Here is a 15,277-nt window from a genome sequence, read left to right on the forward strand (position 1 = left end):
GCGGCTCCAGCAATTGGCCGATCCAGCCGTTGGGGGCATAAAGCGTCGCCAGCGCAATGCCGGCGACCGCCGTCGGCAGCGCAAACGGCAGGTCGACCATGGCGTCGATCACCCGCTTGCCGGGGAACCGATAACGCACCAGCACCCAGGCGAGGATGACACCGAACACCAGATTGACGATCGCCGCGACAAAGGCCGTGCCAAAACTGATCCTGAGCGCATTCAAGGTGCGGGTGTCGAGCGCCAGCGTCATGAACTGCGACCAGCCAAGGCTGCTCGAACGCCAGATCAAGCCCGACAGCGGGATCAGGATGATCAGCACCAGCCAGGCCAGCGTGACGCCGAGCGCCAGACCGAACCCCGGAAGCACACTCGGCTGGCGAAACCGCCAGCGCCTGTTGTGGCCATGCTCACTCAAATCCAGCTCACCTCTTCCATGCGCCCGGTAAAACCGAAGCGGTCCCCATATGAGATCGACCGGCCTATCTTCAGCCAGATCATCGATCTCCCGATCGAGCTCGAACCAGACCCGACAATGTGCCGTCGAAGCACCGCTTGATCGGATCGAACCTATCCCATCCGACACGTCGGCAAATTCGTCACTTTTCGTCCGGCTTGTCGAGTTGGCCGAACACAGCACTTTCCCTCAAAACCTCGATTGCACTTGCCGCCGAAGCCCTCAGGTCAAACTATCAATTTCGCCGGCACCAACAACGCAATTTTTTGACTACAAGGGGCCTCAAAACGAAACTGATTTCGCTGAGAAACGCGTCAAAAGAAACACTCTGCCTCAAGCATTGTTCCGTGGTCGATACGGCGATCTCGGTGATGTGATTTGGAGTCGAAGAAAGTTATGCTATAGAATTTATAGATATTGAACATTCCTTGCTTACCTCGCACCATTCGCCTTCGCATAATCGCCTCATGATTTGTTTGATCGACGGATGGTGGGCGTGCCGTCACTTGGACCGTGTCGCAAGAGGCTGATACCATGGCAAAAACCTTGATCATTCCCGGTCTTTTCGGCTCAGGCGCGGGGCACTGGCAGCGTCATTGGCTGGACGACCAGCCGAGGGCGGCCCTGGTCGAGCAGGACGACTGGGACCACCCGGTGCTCGAGCGATGGCGCGAGGCGCTGGAACAGGCCATTCTCCGTCACGGTGTTGTGGACGTTGTGGCGCACAGCCTGGGCTGCATACTCGTTGCCAGCCTGGCGCGAAGACCGCTGGCGCGCCAGATCAGAAGCGCCCTTCTGGTGGCGCCGTGCGATCTTGATGTTACGGAGCGGCGTCATCCCGGTTCGATCGAGTTCGGCGCCATGCCGGAGCAGCCGCTGCCCTTTCCGAGCCTGATCGTCGGCAGCCTCAACGACCCCTATATGTCTTTCGATCGCCTGCGCCACATCTCGACCCGCTGGGGCAGTCGGCTCGTCGACCTTGGTCACGCCGGGCACATCAACGTTGCCAGCGGTTTCGGTCGCTGGTCGCGAGGCTACGATCTGCTGACGGTCCTCAACGGTATCGCACGGCGCGAACACCCCTCGGCGAATGCTGCCCAAGTCGGTGAAAAGCGGGAAAGCAGTGCCGTCGCGGGGCGATAGATATTAGTCTGCCACATCCTGTGCTGGCCGGCCCGAAACGAAGGCGCGGCACAAAGAGCTTGATGTCCGCGCCAATTCGCGTTCTAATAGCGCATAAACTTTATAGAGTATGCCGTATAGGGATGACCATGTGCCGAGGCGCCAGGCCAGCCAGAACAACGGATACCTACTCGCCGGCCGACGTGGCTGGCGGCACCATTCCCCGACACTGCAGATATCAGCCACGACAGCGGCCGATCTCCGTGCTGGGCGATACCCCAAGGTCCGGTCCGTGTTCGGGATCGGAACAGCCATGCGTTTCAAACTTTGCCGGCTGACCGCAGCCAGGCCACAAGGGAGTTCCCATGACTGTCCACGGATTGTTTGCCAAGATTTCGCCTGACAGTGACGGTCCTCGCGCAAAACCGCGTATCGCTGTCATCGGTCGCGGCTTCTCGGGAATCATGATGGCGATCGCGCTGATGAAGTCGGTGCGCACCGCATTTCATGTTCATCTCTTTGATCCGCAACCGACCATCAGCGGCGGGCAGGTCATGGCCGCCGCCCAGAGCGGAGAGATCCTCAACAGCCGCGTGCGCGATCTGTCGGTGGCCGCAGGCCAGCCGGAGGATTTCAACGAATGGCTTTGTGCCAACGAGGATTTTCGCTCCGCCGTCTCTGCAGCCATTCCGGGATTCCAGCAGATCTTCGTGCCGAAGAGCATCTTCAGCGACTATGTCTACCAACGCTTTTCAGAGGCGCTGACGCGGCGACCGGATATCTCGATGCAGCTCTCCTGCCAGGCTGTGCTGGGGCTGCGGAAACTGCCGTCCGGGCGCTTCCTGGTCCTGCAGGAGGAAGGCACGATCGAATGCGATGTTGCCGTGCTCGCGACAGGATTCGGCATCCGCGCGCTTGAAATGGAGGTTGCGGACGAGGAGCGCCCCCTGGTGAGAGCGCGGCGTCTGGTCGTGCCGCGCCATGCGGTGCTGCTCGGCAGCGGGGTGCGTGTCGTCGATCGTCTGCTGCAAATGCGCGACAGCGGCTATGCCGGCGAGATTACTATTGTCTCGCGGCATGGGTTTCTGCCGCAGTCGCACACGCGGCTGGCGGCGGCACCGACTTTCCCGGTCGATCCGATGCCGACGAGGCTTCGCGACATCGTCCCCTTCGTCCGGCAGGCCTGTGCCGATGCGGAAGCCAACGGTCAGAGCTGGCAGGCGGCGATGAACGGACTGCGGCGTCGTGCGCGTTCACTGTGGCAGGCGCTGCCGGAACAGGAGAAACGTCAGTTCAACCGTCATCTGCGCTCGATTTATGACAGCCATCGCAATCGCCTGCCGGCATCATTGCACTTGCGGCTGCAGCAGGAGCTGGCCGATGGCCGCACCGTCGTACGCAAGGGGTGGGCTGGCCGGCGTCGGCCGGATGGGCTCATGGTCCGTTGGGCCGGGGCCGAGCAGGAAGATCTGCTTGAAGCCGATCAGGTTATCGACTGTCGCTGTTCTGCGCCCGACCTCAAGGCACCGGTCATCCAGAACCTCTTTGCCGGCGGTCTGGCGCAGCCGGATGAGCTCGGGCTCGGTCTCGCCGTCAGCCCAGCGGGGGAGGTGCTTTCGGACGGTCACCCAACTGCCAATCTGTATGCCATCGGGCCATTGGGTCTCGGCAGTCTGCCCGATATCGATCTGGTGCCCGAAATCGTCACGCAAACCTATGCCGCGGCACGGTTGATCGCGACGCGCCGCCGGGTGACGCAGAAGTCCGCCTAGGAAAGGCAGCGCTTATCCGTCAACGATGGTGCGCCCACGGTACCAGCCGCCGCTCGATGCGACGTGCGACGACTTCGAACAGGAAGGCGACGACGGCGATCACGACGATGCCGGCAATGACGATGTCGGTGACCAGGAACTGGGCCGCCGACTGGATCATGAAACCGAGGCCGCGTGTCGCTGCCACAAGCTCGGCGGCAACCAGTGTTGACCAGCCGGCGCCGAGCGCAATGCGTGTCCCGGTGAGAACGGACGGCAACGCGCTTGGCAAGATCACCTGGAGCAGCAGCTGCCGTCGCGATGCGCCAAAGGCGCGTGCGGCATTGATATGGTCAGCCGATGCAGATTTGACGCCTGCGGCGGTCGACAGAATGATCGGAGGCAGCATTGCCAGCGCAATCACGGCGATCTTCGACGCTTCGCCGATACCAAGCCAGATGATGACGAGCGGCAGATAGGCAAGCGGCGGCAGCGGGCGGAGAAATTCGACGATCGGGTCGAGGATGCCCTTGCCCCAGCGACTTGTCCCGATGGCCAGCCCTGCAGGCACGCCGAGGACAAGGGCGACGCCGAGAGCACCGAAGATGCGCGAAAGGCTGGCGGCCACATGCTGGGCCAGCGTTGCGTCGACAAAGCCCGTCACGACCAGGCCGCTCAGTGCCCGAAGCACGGCGAGCGGCGATGGCAGGAACAACGGCGGCACCAGCCCATAGAAGGACACAAGGCTCCAAAGGCCGACCAGCGCGGTGACCGTTGCGGCCGAAATCCAGAGGATGGGCAGTGCGCGCTGCGGTTTGGTATCGATTTCGCCGCCTGGCTCCAGGTCGGTGGACGCCGTTTCCAGGGAAAGGGTCATGCTGCAATACCTTCGTCTTCGGAATGAATGAGGCCGGTCAAGCCATCGTGCAGCCGTCTGAATTCGGCAGAGGCGCGCAGCTCGGATTGAGGTATTCCAGAGAGATAGTCTCGGCCAAAGTTGACCGGAATGATTTTTGCGATCCGACCCGGGTTCGCGGTCAGCACGATGATCCGCGTCGCCAGCATCAGCGCTTCATCGATGCTGTGCGTGATGAGCAGGGCGCCGGCCCGGCTCGACTTCCACATGTCCAAGAGAAAGCCTTGCATGCGCACGCGCGTCAAAGCATCCAGTGCGCCGAGCGGCTCGTCCATCAGCAGGAACCGTGGCCGCGCGGCCAAGGCCCTTGCAATGCCGACACGTTGGCGCATACCACCGGAAAGTTCCCAGATCTTGCGGTCGGCCGCGTCCGGAAGACCGACGCGCTCCAACAGAGCGTAAGCTTCTTTCAGCCGCTGGTCTTTGCCGACACTACGGAGACGCAGCGGGAAGGCGACATTTTCGACCGCCGTTAGCCACGGGTAGAGCGCGTCGTCCTGAAAGACGACGGCGCGGTCGGAACCCGGGCCGGACAACAAGCGGTCATCAAGGGCGATCCGACCACTGCTTGGCGCCAGAAAGCCGGCTGCCAGATTGAGCAGGCTCGTCTTTCCTGAACCGGATCTGCCGATAACCACGACGAAATCGTCTTCGGTAACATTCAGATTGATCCGGTCCAGAACCAGCAGCGCTTGCGATCGGCCATCGCCAGGCGCGTAGCGCAACGAGACATTCTCAAGCGTAAGCATTGACATTGTGCGGCCCCATAATCTGCGACGTGGATCGATGGATAGGCTAGCGGCTCGCGCATTAGGCGCACCGCCGACCCATCCTTAGCCAATGCGACTTTGCTCAGAACGAGAGCTTGGCGGCTTCCTGCGCCCAGCGCGCCGAGACATAAGGGCCGTAATCCGAGAGAACTGCCGGGATTTTTCCCTGTTCGAGTAGGAAGGCCGACGTTTCTGCAACGGCCTTGGCCGTTGCGCCGCCGAGAAGATCGGATGTTGCCTGCTCCTCCAGTGACGGGAAATAATATCCCTTGAGCAGCGCCGGCACATCCTCGGGCTTGGCGCCTGTCAAGCGGGCGATCTTTTCGGCCTGCTTCGATGTAGCGCTCCAGGCATCCGGGTTGGATCGGTAATCGGCGTAGGCGTCACCGGTAACCTTGACGAAACCCGTGACGACATCCGGGTGCTCCTCGGCGAATTTCTTGCTGACGATCCAGGCATCGAAGGTCGGGCCACCCCACTTGGCAACGTCGGCAGAGGTGGCCAATACGGTCGAGGTTTTCTTGATTTCGGAGAGAACCGGATCCCAGACATAGGCGCCGTCAATGTCGCCGCGCTGCCAGGCGGCCGCGATTTCCGGCGGGCGCAGGTTGAGGATCTCGACCGACTTCGGATCGATGTTCCAGTGCTTCAGCGCCGTTAGCAGGCTGTAATGGGCAGTCGACACGAAGGGTGTCGCGATCTTCTTGCCAGCGAGTTCTTCCGGCTTGCTTATACCCTTGACGGCCAGAGCTTCCGCGTCGCTGATCAGGCCGACCACGAAAATGGTTTCGAACGGCAGTTCCCGGCTGGCCGCAGCCGCCAGCGGCGACGAGCCGACATAGCCGATATCAATCGAGCCGGATGCAAGCGCCGCGATGACATCGGCGCCGCCATCGAACTTCTGCCAGTTGATCTTTGCGCCGGTCACCTTCTCATAGGTGCCATCGGCCTGTGGCACGCGCGACGGCTCGACGATCGGCTGATAACCGATGGTCAGCGTGGTGTCGGCGGCCTCGGCGGCGAACAGCCCCTGCGTCGCCAACAACAGCGCTGCGGTTGATACCAAAAGAGTGCGTCTTGCGATTGTCATTGCCATGCTCCTCAACGGTTTGCCGATGGCCCCGTCGTGGAGCCTGCACTGATAATCTCAAAACCCATGGATTTTATAGAGATAAAAAATACCCCGTTTGTGCGACGGGGTATGAAGCCATTCCAAACTTCGGTCGATTGGGCATCTTCTTTGCCCGCACGAACGTGATCGCCTGCGCCTACGGCTGGAAACTGCCGTAGCGGCCACCATGGTAGAGAACCGGCTCGCCTGCACCGGCAGCAATCGCCAGGACCCGTCCCAGGATGATGGCGTGGCTATGGCGCTCGATGATCTCCTCGACTTCGCAATCGATCGCGGCGAGCGCGCCGTTAAGTGCGGAAGCGCCACTGACGAGGGTCCGCCAGTCAGCACCGCCGTAGCGCGCGGCACCTTTGAGGCCACCGAAGCCAGCGAACCGTTCTGCCACGTCCTGCTGCTCGCTTGCGAGGATGTTGACGCAGAAATGCCGGTAGCGCTCGATCACCGGCCAGGTGGACGACGTCCGGTTGATGTTGACGATCATCGTCGGTGGGTCGACGGAAAGGGCCGTTGCTGACGTCACTGTCGCACCGGTGCGGTCGTCGCCGATACCGGCAGTGATGACCGAGACGCCGCCCGACAGGTTGCGCATTGCAGATTTCAGCTCGGATGGCGTGACAGGGACGGGGCGATTGACGGCCTGACTGGGCGTCGTGAATGCACTGGAAGCGGCAAGAGCGATGTTCATGGCAATATCCTCGAAAAATTTGACCTGCTTCCCGGTCGTGAAGCCGCAATCCGGGAAAAATTTTTCCTCCACCCAAAAATGATCGTCGGATTTTTCATTGTCAATAAATTTTATAGAGTTTATATTTTTTGAACTGTCGGCCCCGTTTGCCGCAAGCCATCGATCGTGTCCGAGGAGAATTCGCATGGGCCACACGCCTGACAAAATCAATGTTCTCTGGTTCCTGCCCACCCACGGCGACAGTCGCTATCTCGGGACGGCGCGGGGAGGCCGCAATGTCGATCTGAACTATCTGAAACAGGTCGCCCAGGCGGCCGATTCGCTGGGCTATTACGGCGTGCTGATCCCCACCGGCCGCAGTTGCGAGGACAGCTGGGTCGTGGCGTCGGCGCTCGCGCCGCTGACCGAAAAACTACGCTTCCTGATCGCCGTGCGGCCGGGCCTGCTTTCACCGACGCTTGCAGCCCGGATGACGGCCACGCTCGATCGGCTGTCCGAGGGGCGGCTGCTGATCAATGTCGTCACTGGCGGCGACCCGATCGAAAACAAGGGCGACGGCATCCATCTTTCGCATACTGAGCGCTATGAGGTCACCGAGGAGTTTCTCAACGTTTACAAGGCCGTCCTTCGCGGAGAGGACGTCACCTTCAAGGGAAAGCACTTCGATATTGAAGGCGGCAAGCTGCTGTTCCAGTCTGTGCAGACGCCGCATCCGCCGCTCTATTTCGGCGGGTCATCCGGCAAGGGCCAGGAGGCGGCGGCCAGAAAGATCGACAAGTATCTGACCTGGGGGGAGCCGCCGGGAGATGTCGCCAAGAAGGGTGCCGAAGTGCGCGCGCTGGCCGAGGCCGAGGGCCGAGACGTCACCTTTGGTATTCGACTGCATGTGATCGTGCGCGAGACGGCAAAGGAAGCATGGCAGGCGGCCGACGACCTGATACAATATGTCGATGACGAGACGATCGCCGCGGCACAAAAGGTGTTCGAGCGCATGGATTCGGTAGGTCAAAGCCGCATGAGCCGGTTGCATGGCGGCCGGCGCGACAAGCTCGAGGTGGCGCCCAATCTTTGGGCCGGCGTCGGTCTCGTGCGCGGCGGCGCAGGCACCGCACTGGTCGGGGATCCGGATCAGGTCAAGGCGCGGATGGAAGAGTACCGCGAGATCGGCATCGACACCTTCATCATGTCCGGCTACCCGCATCTGGAGGAAGCCTATCGGTTCGGCGAGCTGGTGCTGCCAAACCTACCGCTGGGCCACTCGGTTCCCGCGCGCGAAACATCGATCAATACCGGCCCGTTCGGCGAGACCATCGCCGGAGACCACAGGCCGAAGCTCAAGGTCTCTCAATCGTGAAGCACCGATCCCATCGACCGGTTGTGGCAATCATAGGCGGGGGATTTACTGGCGCGGCGCTTGCGGCCAACCTCGCCAGGAACACGGCCGGACGAGCCGTCGATATCGTCGTCTTCGAGCCCAGGGCGCGGCTAGGGGCCGGCCTTGCCTACGATACCTTCGATCCGGCACACCGCATCAACGTGCCGGCGGCGCGCATGAGTCTCGTACCTGACGATCCGGACGATTTCCTGCATTGGCTGGCAGCTGAAGGCGAGCCGCGCGATGATCCGGACGCGCTTGCCGAAGACGGCAATCTCTACCCGCGACGCGCAGTTTTCGGCCGCTATGTCAGCGATTTCATCGCTCCGCATCTGAAAGCCGGTCAGGTCCATCACCGTCGCGAACGGGTGGGCCAGATCGTCCGTGTCGGCGACCAGTGGCGGGGGCACGCGGATGGGGGGACTGACATACTGGCCGACATCCCCATCGTCGCCACGACTCACCCGGCACCCTGCGCTCCTCAAAACATTGCCAAAGTGCTGGCCGGTCACCCGCGATATGTCGCCGATTCGACATTGCAAGGCGCCCAGTCCGTGATCCGCGGGGATGATCGTGTCCTCGTTATCGGCAATGGCCTGACTGCTGCCGATGTCATCGCCTCGCTCAGGCGCAGCGGCCACCGGGGGCCGATCACAGCCATTTCCCGCAGAGGGCTGCGGTCGAGGGGACACGCGACGACTGCGCAGGAGCCGTTCGGAGACTTCGTGACCGAGCCGCCACAAACGGCCCGGTCACTGCTGCGGCAGGTGCGCATCGCGCTGCAGCAGGCGCCGGCGGAGGGTCGCAGTTGGCACGCCGTCTTTGATGCTTTGCGCGCCCAGGGTGGCGACATTTGGCGCGCACTGCCTATCGCGGAGCGGAAACGACTTGTTCGTCACCTGCGCCCCTACTGGGATGTGCACCGCTTCCGCGTCGCGCCGCAGATCGACGCTGTCATTGCGCAAGGGCTTGAGCACGGCGACGTGCGGGTTCTTGGAGGATCAATAGGCAAGATAGACCACGACGGCGAGACCATTGCCGCCGAGGTTCGTCACCGCCACACCGGCAAACGCGAGCAACTGGTGTTCGATGCATGCGTGATCACAACCGGCCCGGCGCACACAGGCATTCTCAGGAGCCAGCGCTGGCTGGCCGATCTGGCAGACGCCGGCTATTTGCAACTGGATACGGTCGGCCTCGGCCTTGCCTGCGACGAACAAAGCCGCGCCACCAACCGCGACGGAAATGGCGACGACACGCTTTTCATCGCCGGGCCGCTGGCCCGCGGCACATTCGGCGAGTTGATGGGACTGCCGCAGGTCAACGATCATGCCATCTTCGTTGCCGACCAGATCGCACAACGACTGGCACGTCAATCCCGCTTCAGGGCTGCGGCGAAAACCGCCTAACACTGTGCAGGTTTTTACCCCTACCGAGCAGGGAATCCCGGTTTGCCACACTAGCCTTGGTGCTGGCCCTCAAGGCGCCGCGTCCAATCCTCTACCTCCCGGGTTACCAACCGCTTTGTCGCATAGTCGCGCCAGCTCTTCGGCAGCAAATCGAGATTGGCAATCTCCTGAAGAGCGACCTGGTTCATCGTGTCGACATAGAGATAATGCCAGAGCCGCCGGATGGACCAGGTCGGGCATCGGCGCTCGACCATGACGAGGGCATCGTCAACGCAAACGCGCCCTTCCTCGATCACGCGGTAGTACCATCCGGTGCGTCCGGATTGCTGGACACGGCGGGCCACATCGGAGAGCCCGAAGCGTCTGTTCAACTTCCAGCAAGGCTGGCGTCCCTGGCTGACTTCGAGCAAAGCACCCCCCAGGCGGAACCGATCTCCAACGGCAACGTCGTCTTCCGTCAGCCCGGATGTCGACAGATTTTCGCCGAACGCTCCCGGGTGATCCAAGATCGCTGCTGGACCGATCTCCAACCGCCAGAGCCGGTAATGATCGCCGGGATAGTGATGCACAGCCTTGTCGATGCCGCCATGCCGCTTGAGGTCGCCCTGATGATCGCCGACGAACCCGGTCGCCGACAGGTGCAATACCTCGGCGACGCGCTTCTTGTCGATGCCGCTCGGCGTCCCGCGATCATCGATGGCGGCGATCTCGCCCACCAGTAATGCATCGAGAGCGGTCGGCTTTGCTTGGTCAGGCCGCATGCAACTGCTCCAACCATGCCGTCATCATCGCGCCGGCGGCGGTCGCCAGCGACGCCCCGAACTGCGCGGCATCGTCGCGAAGTTTTCCAATGTCGACGTTGGCCGCCGCCAGCTCGCAGGCGTGACCCACCAGCCACCGTTCGAACGCCGCTCCGGCATCCGCCTCGGGGTGAAACTGAAGTCCGAGGATGTTGTTGCCGATCGAAAACGCCTGCTGCACGGTCTTTGAGGTCGACGCCAGCAAAGTTGCGCCGGCGGGAAGATCGTAGGTATCGCCGTGCCAGTGCAACATCGGCACTTCACGCAGATGGCGAAGCGGAGAAGCGCGGCCAGCGTCGCTAAGGCTGATCGGCTCGAAACCGATCTCCTTGATCCCGGAGGGAAAGGCCTGCGCACCGCTTGCGCGCGCAATCAGTTGCGCGCCAAGGCAGATGCCGAGGGTCGGCCGGCCCGTCTCCAACCGCGCTGCCAGCACATCGATCTCCCGCCGCAGGAACGGGTAGGCTTGGTCGTCATAGGCGCCGATCGGGCCGCCGAGCACCACGACGAGGTCGGGGGCATCCGGCGCGAAATCCAGAAAATCGGCGGTTCCGACATCGTGGTACTCTATCTCGTAGCCAGCGCGGCGAAGGGGAGCGGCAAAAGTGCCGAGATCCTCGAAATGAACATGCCTGATCACCTGGGCCGATTTCGATGTCATCGTTTTCCTGGCTCTATTCGACGTGGAATCTCATCGGGAATCGCGCAGCCGTCAGTCGTGCAGCCGGCAAGGTCCACCGGCGCCGTCGTTGCCGGCAGCGGTTCTGCAAGCGCTGTTGCCAGCCATGCCCCAACCAGCAGATCGTCTTCGATGCCGAAGCGATGGTGGCGAACGGCTCCGTCACGGCCGATGATGATGGTCGTGGGCGTGCCGCGCATGCTGTAGCGCTGCATGGTGCTGGGTATCGGCGTCTCGGGCGATGCAGCGTCGACACCGATCGGAAAGGTCAGGCGGTATTCGTGGATGAATGCCTTGAGCGCCTCCGGCCCCATCGCCGCGTGGTGTTCGAAGACCGTGTGCAGACCGATTACCTGAAGGTCGGTGTCGCGAAACAGGCGCTGCACGCGTTGGGTCTGCGGCAGGCCGTGTGACACGCAGGCGGGGCAAAGCATCTGAAAGGCATGGATGAAGGCGACGCGTCCGCGCAGCATGCCGAGGTTAAGGGGCACAGTGGTGTTGAACCAGCTGCTCACGTCCAGTTCCGGCGCCTGATTGGGGATATCAGCTATCATGAGGCGATTCCTTTGGGAGGGGCCGGGCAGGCAGGACCTGCCCGGCGGGTTGTCAGGCAGCTTCGCGCACAAGCTTGACGCCGGGGAAATCGACCGGCACGGCCAGGGCCACGTTGACGTAGTTGGTGAAGAGGTTGAGCGCCACATCGGCGATGATCTCGACGATATCCTGATCGTCGAAGCCGGTATTGCGTAATGTCTTGATGTCGGCATCCGACACCTGGCCGCGCTGCTCTACCAGTGTGCGAACAAACGAGAGCACCGCCGCCGTCTTCGGATCACTGGAGTGGCCACGCTGGGCGTCGGCCATTTCCTGCGCGGTCGCGCCGGCCTTGCGGCCGAGCGCCGTATGCGCCGCCAGGCAATAGTGGCAATCATTGCGGTCGGCGACGGCAACGGCGATCTGCTCGCAGAGCTTGGCACCGAGCCGCCCATTGCCGAGGGCACCGAACGAGCCCCACATGCTTGCAAGTGCTGCCGGGGAGTTGGCCACCGCCTTGAACATATTCGGCGTCGCGCCGAAGGCGGCGTGGATGTTGCCCAGCAGTTCGGCGCTGGTACCGGTTGCCGTCTTGGGGTCAACTAGATTAATTCTGCTCATGGTTTTCTCTTTCTATTTGCGTGGAGGGAGAAAATGCCGGTCCGCCGATGGCAGTCGACGGACCGGCGCCGACATCAACGAGGCCGAAAAAAGCACGCTTGAGTGCGGTGGATTCTTTTGGTCCCGAAGAAGTTTGTCCTGGTGTAGACGTCTGCTGGCGTGGCCGTGGCAGCGTCCCGTGCATTGGTCGAAGCAAATGATGAGCGGTTGCTGTCCTTCATCGCATCTGCCTTCGCCTCACGCCGCACCGCGATTGAAGATCTTCCAGGCGGCCGCCTGGTTCGACGCGTCTGCTGTTTCGTATTCGCCGCAATCGATACGCAAATCCGCCTGGCCAAACGGTGCGTTGACGAAGGCGCAATGGTGCGGCTCTTTCGAATCTGGATAGGCGTTCGGCTGGAAGTATCGACAGTTCACGCACATGCGCTGCTCTGGGATCGCGCCGGCGGCCTGCAGCGCGCGTATGACCTTGACGAGATGGACCAACAGGTCTTCCTGTTCGAGCGTCGACAGTGAGGCAAAGGCATCGTCGGTTGCCGAGGCGATCATGCCAGCGCGGCGCACGGCGGCCTCGCCTTCGGCGGTCGCGGCCACAGCCACGGCGCGCGCGTCCGAGGGATCAGCAAGCTTCGCGACAAAACTCTTGCGCGTCAGGGCGTTGATCGAATCCGTCGCCGTCGGCTGGCTGACGCCGAGATAGGCGGCGATCTGCTTGACCCGCATGCCCGCTTTGCCACGACCGACCAGAAAGATCAGGATCTGCAGCTGCGTCGGGTTCAGTCCGATCACATCGGCCGCAGTCCATGCTTCTGCGCGCATAGCGGTTGCGATCCGCGCGAATCCGTCGCCGATACGGTCGATAATTGTAGGAGGGATCTGCGTGTTCGCTGCCATGCTTCAGATATATAGGACTCCTATTTAATGTCAATTCACCGCCACCAGGAATCCGCGTCCAATTTGACGCGCATCAAATTCGGCATGCGGTCTTCGGACTATCACTGCGGCGAACAACCCAAGCACGGGCTGCTCGGTCAAACGGAGAAGACGATGTTGAAAGCAATCAAGAGCGGATTGGGCCTCGCAATGGCGGCCATGCTTATCGCTGCGCCCGCAACCGCCGCGGATTTCGAAGTGCATATGCTCAACAAGGGCAAGGAAGGCGCGATGGTCTTCGAGCCCGCGTCCCTGAAGGTTGCGGCCGGTGATACGGTGACGTTCATCCCGACCGACAAGGGTCATAATGTCGAAACGATCAAGGGCATGATCCCGGACGGTGCAGAAGCCTTCAAGAGCAAGATCAACGAAAACTACAAGGTCACCTTCACCGCGCCCGGCGTCTACGGCGTAAAGTGCACCCCGCACTACGGCATGGGCATGGTCGGCGTCGTCCAGGTCGGCGAAGGCCCCGCCAATCTCGCAGCGGCCAAGGGCGCCAAGAACCCGAAGAAGGCGCAGGAACGGCTGGATGCCGCATTCGCAGCGCTCGGCAACTAAGGCCGAGCCTCACTGAAACGAGCGGGCAGGGACAGGCCGCTCGAAGGTGCCGCTCACCGGGCGGAAGGCGGCGCCGACCGGTGGAACCAATGCGAAGCACTCGCGTTGGTTCCGCATGGAGCAAATCTTAGCAGACATGTTTCCGCCGTCGCAGGTCCCCTATCAGGTGATCTTCGCGCGCATTTTAGGTTCCCTCCTGATGGGGGCGATCATCGGCTTCGAGCGTGAGGCGAAAGCCCGGCCGGCCGGTCTCAAGACGCACATGCTCGTGTGCCTCGCTGCCTGCACCTTTGCAATCATCTCGCTTGAAAGCGTCTACATGAAGGGCTTCTTCGACGAACGGGTTCGCATCGATCCCTTGCGTGTCGTCGAAGCCGTCACAGCCGGTGTCGCCTTTTTGGCCGCCGGCACCATCATTTTCGCACGCGGACAGGTTCAGGGCCTGACGACCGGCAGCAGTCTGTGGTTGGCCGGTGCTATTGGCCTCGCACTCGGCTTTGGCCACTGGATCATTGCGGCTTTCGCAGTCGGATCTGCCCTTCTTGTCCTCGCCGTCGTCGGCTGGCTCGAGGCCGAGGTCAAAGAAGAGGCGCGGCCTGATTTTGACCGAAAAGCTGCAGAGCATCCTGACGACAAAACTGCCCACCCCCGCGAGACCGTGCGCTAGCCTCGCCCTCGCCTTTGTTTCTCAGGACCGCCTGTCCTCATATGCGCCGACGGCGCAACATTTCGATCTACGCACAAGCTTTGACCTCGAGCCGCCAGCCGCGCTGGCCGTCGCGGGCTGGCTGACAACGTCTGGCGCCTCCAGGCGATGTTGCACCTTGCAAATCACCTCCATATGTGAACACTATCTTTACATAAGAAAATTCCTGGAGGAAATATATGACCCAACGACCGCGCCATCGTGGCTTGGACCGCCTCACCGACAATCGCCGGCTGCGAGTGCTGGCACGAACCGGCGCAGGCTTCCCTCATGAATGAATTTCCACCCACCGTCGGCGTCTCGACGACGCGTCCTTCGGACATGCCTGAGGATCATGCGGCTCTTCCGGTCTGGAACGCTGAGAACTGGTTCTACGAGGATTGGCCGGTCGGCCAGCGCATCCGCTCGCTGCGCAGGACGATCTCGGAGAGCGACAGCCATCTGTTCAACACGCTGGTTGTCGACATTCACCCTTACGTCCAGGATCAGATGTTTGCAGAGCGCGAAGGCATCTTCGGCCGTCGCCTGGTGGCCGGCGCCTTCGTCTTCTCTGCCGGCCTCGGCCTCGTCGCCACAAACTGCGTCAACGCCTTCTCCTACGGCTACGACAAACTGCGCTTAATCAAGCCGGTCTTTCTCGGCGACACGATCTACACGATCCGCACCAACATGGACAAAACACCGCGCTACAAGGAGCTGGGCCTGATCCGGGCCAGCTATCAGGTCTTCAAAAACGAGGGCGAGCTGGTGCTCTATTGCGAGCATCTGCAGACGGTGAAGTACAACAATCCGGCCGACTTCGTCGGCAAGACAGAGAAATAAGAAC

17 protein-coding genes are annotated in these 15,277 nt (G+C 61.9%); 7 read left to right on the top strand and 10 right to left on the bottom strand.

Annotation, left to right across the window (positions count from 1 at the left end):
• Positions 1-418 (bottom strand): ABC transporter permease (locus AC244_RS31440; RefSeq protein ID WP_414735977.1); only part of this gene is annotated, 418 nt, incomplete at its 3' end.
• 573 nt (positions 419-991) lie between these two features.
• Between AC244_RS31440 and AC244_RS31445 the strand changes: the two genes are divergently transcribed.
• Positions 992-1,600 carry an RBBP9/YdeN family alpha/beta hydrolase gene (locus AC244_RS31445; protein WP_053252760.1) on the top strand — a complete coding sequence of 203 codons (609 nt, stop codon included), beginning with the start codon at positions 992-994 and terminating at the stop codon, positions 1,598-1,600.
• Between the two features lie 344 nt (positions 1,601-1,944).
• Positions 1,945-3,351: an FAD/NAD(P)-binding protein gene (locus AC244_RS31450; protein WP_053252761.1), complete on the top strand. Its 1,407-nt coding sequence runs from the start codon at positions 1,945-1,947 to the stop codon at positions 3,349-3,351.
• Positions 3,352-3,370: 19 nt separating this feature from the next.
• On the opposite strand, the gene AC244_RS31455 is transcribed toward AC244_RS31450, so the two are convergent.
• From AC244_RS31455 to AC244_RS31470, 4 genes are all read right to left on the bottom strand, one after another.
• The gene (locus AC244_RS31455; RefSeq protein WP_053252762.1) at positions 3,371-4,207 is read right to left on the bottom strand and encodes an ABC transporter permease subunit; all 837 of its coding nucleotides are present in this window, start codon (positions 4,205-4,207) and stop codon (positions 3,371-3,373) included.
• The gene (locus tag AC244_RS31460) at positions 4,204-5,001 is read right to left on the bottom strand and encodes a taurine ABC transporter ATP-binding protein (protein ID WP_053252763.1); all 798 of its coding nucleotides are present in this window, start codon (positions 4,999-5,001) and stop codon (positions 4,204-4,206) included. The genes AC244_RS31455 and AC244_RS31460 overlap by 4 nt, the downstream gene beginning before the upstream one ends.
• A gap of 97 nt (positions 5,002-5,098) precedes the next feature.
• Positions 5,099-6,106, bottom strand: coding sequence for a taurine ABC transporter substrate-binding protein (gene tauA, locus AC244_RS31465; RefSeq protein ID WP_053252764.1), 1,008 nt, complete (start codon positions 6,104-6,106; stop codon positions 5,099-5,101).
• A gap of 178 nt (positions 6,107-6,284) precedes the next feature.
• Positions 6,285-6,833, bottom strand: a complete 549-nt coding sequence (locus AC244_RS31470; RefSeq protein WP_053252803.1) for a flavin reductase family protein — start codon at positions 6,831-6,833, stop codon at positions 6,285-6,287.
• 184 nt (positions 6,834-7,017) lie between these two features.
• On the opposite strand from AC244_RS31470, the gene ssuD reads away from it, so the two are divergent.
• Together ssuD and AC244_RS31480 are read left to right on the top strand one after the other, a co-directional pair.
• Positions 7,018-8,187, top strand: coding sequence for an FMNH2-dependent alkanesulfonate monooxygenase (gene ssuD / locus AC244_RS31475; protein ID WP_053252765.1), 1,170 nt, complete (start codon positions 7,018-7,020; stop codon positions 8,185-8,187).
• Complete coding sequence (locus AC244_RS31480) at positions 8,181-9,617, top strand: FAD/NAD(P)-binding protein (RefSeq protein WP_053252804.1); 1,437 nt, start codon at positions 8,181-8,183, stop codon at positions 9,615-9,617. Before ssuD ends, AC244_RS31480 begins: the two co-directional genes overlap by 7 nt.
• A gap of 50 nt (positions 9,618-9,667) precedes the next feature.
• On the opposite strand, the gene AC244_RS31485 is transcribed toward AC244_RS31480, so the two are convergent.
• From AC244_RS31485 to AC244_RS31505, 5 genes are all read right to left on the bottom strand, one after another.
• Positions 9,668-10,378 carry an MOSC domain-containing protein gene (locus AC244_RS31485; RefSeq protein ID WP_053252766.1) on the bottom strand — a complete coding sequence of 237 codons (711 nt, stop codon included), beginning with the start codon at positions 10,376-10,378 and terminating at the stop codon, positions 9,668-9,670.
• A complete protein-coding gene (locus tag AC244_RS31490; RefSeq protein ID WP_053252767.1) occupies positions 10,368-11,078 on the bottom strand; it encodes a glutamine amidotransferase in 711 nt (236 codons plus the stop codon). The genes AC244_RS31485 and AC244_RS31490 overlap by 11 nt, the downstream gene beginning before the upstream one ends.
• On the bottom strand, positions 11,075-11,650 hold the full coding sequence (locus AC244_RS31495) for a redoxin domain-containing protein (protein ID WP_053252768.1): 576 nt from the start codon (positions 11,648-11,650) through the stop codon (positions 11,075-11,077). The genes AC244_RS31490 and AC244_RS31495 overlap by 4 nt, the downstream gene beginning before the upstream one ends.
• 52 nt (positions 11,651-11,702) lie before the next feature.
• The gene (locus AC244_RS31500; protein ID WP_053252769.1) at positions 11,703-12,251 is read right to left on the bottom strand and encodes a carboxymuconolactone decarboxylase family protein; all 549 of its coding nucleotides are present in this window, start codon (positions 12,249-12,251) and stop codon (positions 11,703-11,705) included.
• Between the two features lie 237 nt (positions 12,252-12,488).
• Complete coding sequence (locus tag AC244_RS31505; protein WP_234717086.1) at positions 12,489-13,070, bottom strand: MarR family winged helix-turn-helix transcriptional regulator; 582 nt, start codon at positions 13,068-13,070, stop codon at positions 12,489-12,491.
• 228 nt (positions 13,071-13,298) lie between these two features.
• Between AC244_RS31505 and AC244_RS31510 the strand changes: the two genes are divergently transcribed.
• The 3 genes from AC244_RS31510 to AC244_RS31520 all read left to right on the top strand — a co-directional run bounded on the left by AC244_RS31510 (position 13,299) and on the right by AC244_RS31520 (position 15,273).
• Entirely contained in the window at positions 13,299-13,745 is a 447-nt protein-coding gene (locus AC244_RS31510) for a pseudoazurin (protein ID WP_082367292.1), read from the top strand.
• A gap of 115 nt (positions 13,746-13,860) precedes the next feature.
• On the top strand, positions 13,861-14,412 hold the full coding sequence (locus AC244_RS31515; RefSeq protein ID WP_053252806.1) for an MgtC/SapB family protein: 552 nt from the start codon (positions 13,861-13,863) through the stop codon (positions 14,410-14,412).
• A gap of 309 nt (positions 14,413-14,721) precedes the next feature.
• A complete protein-coding gene (locus AC244_RS31520; RefSeq protein WP_053252807.1) occupies positions 14,722-15,273 on the top strand; it encodes a MaoC family dehydratase in 552 nt (183 codons plus the stop codon).
• Positions 15,274-15,277 lie beyond the last annotated feature (4 nt).

It is taken from the genome of Ensifer adhaerens, assembly GCF_001270265.1.
Lineage (GTDB): Bacteria > Pseudomonadota > Alphaproteobacteria > Rhizobiales > Rhizobiaceae > Ensifer > Ensifer adhaerens_B.

Coding starts and splice junctions, on each gene's coding strand:
- tauA (WP_053252764.1), bottom strand. CDS start 6,106: ATGACAATCGCAAGACGCACTCTTTTGGTATCAACCGCAGCGCTGTTG.
- AC244_RS31490 (WP_053252767.1), bottom strand. CDS start 11,078: ATGACATCGAAATCGGCCCAGGTGATCAGGCATGTTCATTTCGAGGAT.
- AC244_RS31505 (WP_234717086.1), bottom strand. CDS start 13,070: ATGCGCGCAGAAGCATGGACTGCGGCCGATGTGATCGGACTGAACCCG.
- AC244_RS31515 (WP_053252806.1), top strand. CDS start 13,861: ATGGAGCAAATCTTAGCAGACATGTTTCCGCCGTCGCAGGTCCCCTAT.
- AC244_RS31485 (WP_053252766.1), bottom strand. CDS start 10,378: ATGCGGCCTGACCAAGCAAAGCCGACCGCTCTCGATGCATTACTGGTG.
- AC244_RS31445 (WP_053252760.1), top strand. CDS start 992: ATGGCAAAAACCTTGATCATTCCCGGTCTTTTCGGCTCAGGCGCGGGG.
- AC244_RS31460 (WP_053252763.1), bottom strand. CDS start 5,001: ATGTCAATGCTTACGCTTGAGAATGTCTCGTTGCGCTACGCGCCTGGC.
- AC244_RS31495 (WP_053252768.1), bottom strand. CDS start 11,650: ATGATAGCTGATATCCCCAATCAGGCGCCGGAACTGGACGTGAGCAGC.
- ssuD (WP_053252765.1), top strand. CDS start 7,018: ATGGGCCACACGCCTGACAAAATCAATGTTCTCTGGTTCCTGCCCACC.
- AC244_RS31450 (WP_053252761.1), top strand. CDS start 1,945: ATGACTGTCCACGGATTGTTTGCCAAGATTTCGCCTGACAGTGACGGT.
- AC244_RS31455 (WP_053252762.1), bottom strand. CDS start 4,207: ATGACCCTTTCCCTGGAAACGGCGTCCACCGACCTGGAGCCAGGCGGC.
- AC244_RS31510 (WP_082367292.1), top strand. CDS start 13,299: ATGTTGAAAGCAATCAAGAGCGGATTGGGCCTCGCAATGGCGGCCATG.
- AC244_RS31520 (WP_053252807.1), top strand. CDS start 14,722: ATGAATGAATTTCCACCCACCGTCGGCGTCTCGACGACGCGTCCTTCG.
- AC244_RS31470 (WP_053252803.1), bottom strand. CDS start 6,833: ATGAACATCGCTCTTGCCGCTTCCAGTGCATTCACGACGCCCAGTCAG.
- AC244_RS31500 (WP_053252769.1), bottom strand. CDS start 12,251: ATGAGCAGAATTAATCTAGTTGACCCCAAGACGGCAACCGGTACCAGC.